Annotated in this window: 5 protein-coding genes; 1 reads left to right on the top strand and 4 read right to left on the bottom strand. The window is 58.4% G+C overall.

Annotated elements, in window-relative coordinates; translation table 11 throughout:
* Positions 1-741: M14 family metallopeptidase (locus WCA53_RS33660; RefSeq protein WP_423922329.1), on the top strand; the 741-nt coding region annotated here is incomplete at its 5' end.
* 181 nt (positions 742-922) lie between these two features.
* Here WCA53_RS33660 and WCA53_RS33655 read toward each other — a convergent pair.
* The 4 genes from WCA53_RS33655 to WCA53_RS33640 all read right to left on the bottom strand — a co-directional run bounded on the left by WCA53_RS33655 (position 923) and on the right by WCA53_RS33640 (position 5,325).
* Positions 923-1,543, bottom strand: coding sequence for a BspC domain-containing protein (locus WCA53_RS33655; protein ID WP_423922326.1), 621 nt, complete (start codon positions 1,541-1,543; stop codon positions 923-925).
* Between the two features lie 161 nt (positions 1,544-1,704).
* A complete protein-coding gene (locus tag WCA53_RS33650) occupies positions 1,705-2,379 on the bottom strand; it encodes a hypothetical protein (protein WP_423922323.1) in 675 nt (224 codons plus the stop codon).
* Positions 2,380-2,494: 115 nt separating this feature from the next.
* Positions 2,495-3,313, bottom strand: coding sequence for a LuxR C-terminal-related transcriptional regulator (locus WCA53_RS33645; protein WP_423922319.1), 819 nt, complete (start codon positions 3,311-3,313; stop codon positions 2,495-2,497).
* Positions 3,314-4,110: 797 nt separating this feature from the next.
* A complete protein-coding gene (locus WCA53_RS33640; RefSeq protein WP_423922315.1) occupies positions 4,111-5,325 on the bottom strand; it encodes a DUF2863 family protein in 1,215 nt (404 codons plus the stop codon).
* Positions 5,326-5,657: the final 332 nt, after the last annotated feature.

Here is a 5,657-nt window from a genome sequence, read left to right as displayed (position 1 = left end):
GTGCAGGGACGGCCAGTCTCGCTCGTGACGCTCGGCTTGGTCGAAGAGAGCGAGCGGCCGGTCAAACCAAAGAAGAAAGTGTGGATCATCGCGCGTCAGCATCCGGGCGAGACAATGGCCGAATGGTTTGTCGAAGGTCTCGTCAAGCGGTTAGCAGGGTGGGGCGATTGGGCCGGGGACCCGGTCGCGCGCTCTATCTTCGATCACGCCGTATTTCATATCGTCCCGAACATGAATCCCGACGGCAGCGTGCTGGGCAACCTGCGCACGAACGCGGCGGGCGCGAACCTCAATCGCGAGTGGATGGAGCCGGACGCCACGCGCAGCCCGGAAGTACTCGCGGTGCGCAATGCGATTCATGCGCTCGGTTGCGACCTGTTCTTCGATATTCACGGTGACGAAGCGCTGCCGTACGTGTTTGTCGCAGGTTCGGAGATGCTGCCTGGGTTCACCGAAAAGCAGGCTGAGGAACAGGCTGCTTTCATCGAGTGCTTCAAGCAGGCGAGCCCGGATTTCCAGGATGTCCACGGCTATGAAGCAAGCAAATACCAGACGGATGCGTTGAAGCTCGCGTCGAAGTACGTCGGCAATTCGTTTGGGTGTTTATCGCTGACACTCGAGATGCCGTTCAAGGACAACGCGAATCTGCCAGACGAACGCGTAGGCTGGAATGGCGAGCGTAGTGCGGCCCTTGGTGCGGCCATGTTGCAGGCTATCTTGCGGCACGTGAAGACGTATTGACGCGGGAGGCGGCGGGGGCTTGACGCTGGCGGCGCTAGAAGCTGCTTGGAGTCGCTTGAAGCCGCTTACCACCAGGTCTCTGTCCGGGGTCGGATTGCGGACCGTCCGCCACCTTATCAGCGGTAATTCGGTGCAGACGGTCGCAACGCAATTTGACGTTTGATGTTGAAGGCGGCGCACATCAATGTTTCTTGCCGGATGTTTTTTTCGTCGACTTACCGCTGCTGGCCTTCGATGCCGATCCGCTCCTGCTTTTCCCCGTGCCCTTGCCGTGACCCTTGCCGGCGCCATGTCGGCCGTGACCTGAGTGCGTTGAGCGCGGCTCGGCCCGGGGACTTGCCGCAGGCACCGGGTCGTTCCATCCGAACGCAAGCATCTGGCTGCCGACATAGCCGCAGCGGAACTTGAGCGTCGATGGTTCCGTATCGCCCGCCTTATTCACGCCGAGTCCTTCAACCGTCACGACGTTGTCGACCTTGATGCGTTGCTTGCGGTCGTCGAACGCGTCATTCCATGGCGTGATGGAGCCGTGCGCCGGATCGAACGAACTAGCTGGAAACTCGACATGGTCGAATGCCGTCGATGTGCTGGCGACGAAGCTGCCATGCGCAGCGCAGTCCGCGATCAAGGGATTGGCGTTAAAGTCGGTAACGAAGTGGTTGACGAGTTCATTGCGTTCGTCGAGCGTGTCGGCGAACGCGGAGCCGCTGCTGGCGGCGCACGTGAGTGTCGCCATCGATGCAATTGTCACCAGCCGGCCGACGTACTGAAGCAGTCGTCGGCATACATAAATACTATCCATCAGGTTCTGCACTAAAGAGACAACAGGCACGTAAGATGCCCGACATTAAGCGGGAGTTCCATCTTATATTAAATTCTTCGATGAACCGGCTCTGACAGGCTTCAATGATCAAGGAACTGGACGATTTAGGGCGGCCGCTGCGGGTGCCCCTTGAACGAAGATCAGACGCGAGGACCACGATCCAGCCGATACCGGCGGACGTCGAACGTGGTGATCCAGGCCGGCCGATAGACCGAAATGAGGATGGTGAAAACGCCGGTGAAAACCGCTTCGCCCGCGACCAGCAACGAAGCTGCAAGCGTGAACCCAGTGGGAATGACAAGCTCGGTGCCCGCTAACGCGATCTGCAGCAACAGTCCGGCGCAGCAAGCCACGGCGACGGAGCACGCCGATGTCAAGAAGCCCTGGCCGAGGATGAACACGAAGAGGCTGCGCGGAATCCAAGCGTGAATGGCCTTCTGCAAGACAGCAGAGACCGCGACAGGCAATGCGCCGAAAAGTACGAAGGTGACCGGAACGCCGGGCCACGACGCATCCAGAACGACGGCTGCGAGCCCAGTGGTTGCAGCCATGGCAACTAGAGCAAGCTGCCAGTCGAACAACGTGACGATGAGCGTTGCGCCAAGCAAGTGAATGGCGGGACCCTCTTCGAACCACGTATTGCAAGCCCACAGCACGGTCACCGCCACGACGATGCCAAACCAGACGTGCTGCAAGGTTCCGTCCTGAATCCGGCGAAACGGATTCTTCCATAAAGCGAGCGCGAGCACGGCCGCCGTGACAATCCAGCCACCCACGGCGAGCCAAAGCGGAAGAGGCGTGTAGAAGAATCCCATAAATCTTATATTACTCGTTTGCGCCGAAAAACGCGTGCATCGACTATGCCAGCCGTCGTTTCCGAAGCGCAACACGCTTGCCCGCGCGTTGCGCCGTCTTAACGCTTGATCGCGTTCAGTCGCCGAAGCGCGGTATTGGTTCAGCGGCCATCGGCATCTGGCTTTCGCCCATCTCCGGGCGCGGCGCATAGGTCAGCAGTGCTGTCGCACGCAGCGGCAGCGGACCCGCGTCGCCTAGGGATGGGCGAGGCGACGCATCTGCTTCGCGCTTTAATACCTCCAGATAGCCGTTTTGCCAGCCGTTGTAGATAGCCACTGCCGCAGCGCGGTTAGGTGCACCGAGCTGCTGGAATATGCTCCCGAGATGGATCTTGACCGTCCCTTCGCTGATGCCCAGCGTCTTTGCGATGATCTTGTTCGTGCTGCCCATATGCACGCAACGCATGATTTGCTGTTGTCGCAGTGACAATGTATTGAAGCGTTTTGAGCCCTTTCGAACCTCTTTCAAGGTGGTTTCCCGACTCGACGCGATTGCTGGCTCCAGCGCCGAGTCGAGGGCGCGTGCCGGAACATAGTGACCTCCAACCAGCACCATTTCCAGTGCACGCACAATGAGCTTCGGATCGAGGCTGCGCGGTACGACGCCAAGCGCACCCGCATGCAGCAGCAGTCGCACCTGTGCGGCCGAAGCTTCATCAACCACGATCGCCGTCGGGATCTTGGGGAACGCTTTCATCAACGCGCGCAGATCGCCCATGCGCATGGTGTCCTGCCAGTCGATCACGATCATGTCGGGGTCGAGTTGCAGGATTGCGGTAGCCGCCTGTCGCCAGTCTTTCGCTTCGCTGAACCGCGCGCGTCGATCGATGTGCCGAAGAAGCGCCTTCAAACCTTCCCGGCGCTCTGCTTCCGAATTGATTATGGTGAATTTCATGCATGCCCCTATTGCCACTTGGCGTTGTCATTTATCAGTTCAGCGCGATGCTCGCTCGCGGACACGCGATCTGCGCATGAATCAATAATGACGAATTACGGCGCAAAATGCGCCCTGACCGAATGGCATAGGGCATAACCAGTAGAAACATAACCAGTATTTCGATTTATGACAGTTTGTGTTGATTTTATCTATCGGCTCTCGTCGAATTAGGCTAAATGGCTTAAGTCGTATCTTATGTCTCAGAGAGGATTCTTAAAGATACCTAAAAATATAATATTTGATGGGATTTTTCCTAAGATCACCGAACGCCGAAATGATGCCAATTGATTTGCTTCTGGGGCTTTATATTTGGCATAAATCGTCGTTGTAGCGGGTTGCTAGTCCTCCCGCTCGCGGCACGATCGTCTGAACGGGTAAATCGAGGAACGTTATGACCTTTGGCTGTGACCGCTCACCGCTGTTGCTTCACGGAAAATCTGCCGTCGGCGAGAAAAATCCAATAGTCGAGCGGGCGGTGCAGAACCTAGCTCTGCTAACGACCTGTCGAGACGATATGACGGGCGTGGGGGCCGCACGAGCAGTCGGGCGCACGGGGCGTGATTGTGGCCCGCTGCCGGCGCGCAGCATCGTTACATGCACCTGTTCGGCACGTTGACCGTCACCGTTCGAGTCCGATTTAATACGGCGCTCATCGACGAATCGAAAAAAAGCCGTTCCACATAATGTCGGAACGGCTTTTCGACCCCTTCAACCCCTTGCGGCGTACCGGTTAGACGGGGCGTCGCATCATCGAATTAGTGAAAATGAGGCTGAGTGGGCTCCGCATCTTCAGGCATTTCAGCGTGGACTATTTCGCCCAGCGGGTCCGCATACAGTGGGACGCCGCAATCGTCGCAATACTCCGGCTCAAAACGCCCGCTATGCCGACGCACCTCGGTTACGCCCGAGCGCTTGAGCAGCGCGACGATCTCCTCAACGGGGCCATCCGCACCTTCCAGTTCTGCGGCTTCTTCTTCCGGGCCCATCTCGCCGGTTTCGCGGCCGTAAAGTGGCCACACGACACCGTAAATCACTTCGTTGCTGCCCTTGCGCGTAAAGCCGATCCGATACTCGTCCACTCGCCGCTCTCCAAATCCGGCGATGACCGCACGCAATTCGTCCGGCGTAGTTCCGACCGTATCGAACAGATAGCGCACAGCGGTGCGGACCGAGTGAGGCCTTACCTGTTCGTCGGCGTCGCGGCACGCCGAGTAGTACGCGTCAGGCAAGAGACATTCGAATTCGCAGCCGGGCAAAATGGCGCCGAAGCTCGATCCACCTTGCGTAGCCCATTGCTCGAGACACTGTCCACGTTCGATGCGAGCGCCTGCCGCCTCTTCTTGCCAGCGAAACAACGCGGCGCCCGTCGGCACAATGGCTACCGCGAGAAGAAAGCGGGGGTCGGCGAGAATGGGTGCCGTCTCAGGCAAGTCGCCAAGATTCAGTCGTCCCGAAGGCTGGCCGAGCAGGGGTTGCATCAATTGTTGCGCAACGCGCGCGGTTTCCACATGATGGCGCGGCAATTGATCGATGCTGTAGAGAAACGGCGCGACCGACACCTTTGCGTTTTGGGCGAGCACGTGCGCCTGCAACTGCGTGCGTAGTGCGTCGACCACCTCCGTTTTAAGCGGCCCCGAAGGAATGGCATAACGCGTCCACGCGAGCACGGGCGCCGCGATCAACAGCGCCTCGTGCGGCACGCTGTCTATAGTGATAGCAAAGGACTCACTTTGCGTTTCGGCCATGTCGGCTAGTGCGCCGTACGCTTCTGGATAGCTGAGTTGGAGATGATCCAGCGCGGCATCGAGCGCAGTCTGATTGCCATTGCGGACAATCTTCTCGAGAAGCGCGTCGAGGCGCGATTCCCAGAACCGGTCTTCGATCCGGCTGCCCGACGCGAATAGCGAGAGGGAGAGACCGACGAGCTTGTCGGCGTCCGGGGGGAGTCGTTTGGCTGTTCGCGAGCGCATAGGGTTGTACAGTCATCAGGTGCAGAGAACCTTTGATTGTAGTCGCTATCGTCGAGCTTGGACCCGACGACAGTGAATAGGTCACGCGGGCGGTTTTTGACTTGTAGGCTTGGGTTCCCGATAGGTGCGTTGCCAATCCGTATTAAAGGGGTCAAAAGATAAGGGTTCAAAAAGGTAAGGGGTCAAAGGGGGCGTTCAATTTATTTCTAAGCCGACCCCTTGCGCAAAGTTGGCAGCAGCACTAGAATTCGGCCTCTTCGCTTCTGGGTGAGGCGAGGAGAAGCGGGAATGTGGGGTGTTTGCAAGCTGGTGGTAGGTGCCGCAAAGCCAAG

It is taken from the genome of Caballeronia sp., assembly GCF_049581465.1.
GTDB lineage: Bacteria > Pseudomonadota > Gammaproteobacteria > Burkholderiales > Burkholderiaceae > Caballeronia.
Note: the sequence above shows the minus strand (reverse complement) of the source record. Positions and strands in the feature narration are given on the sequence as shown.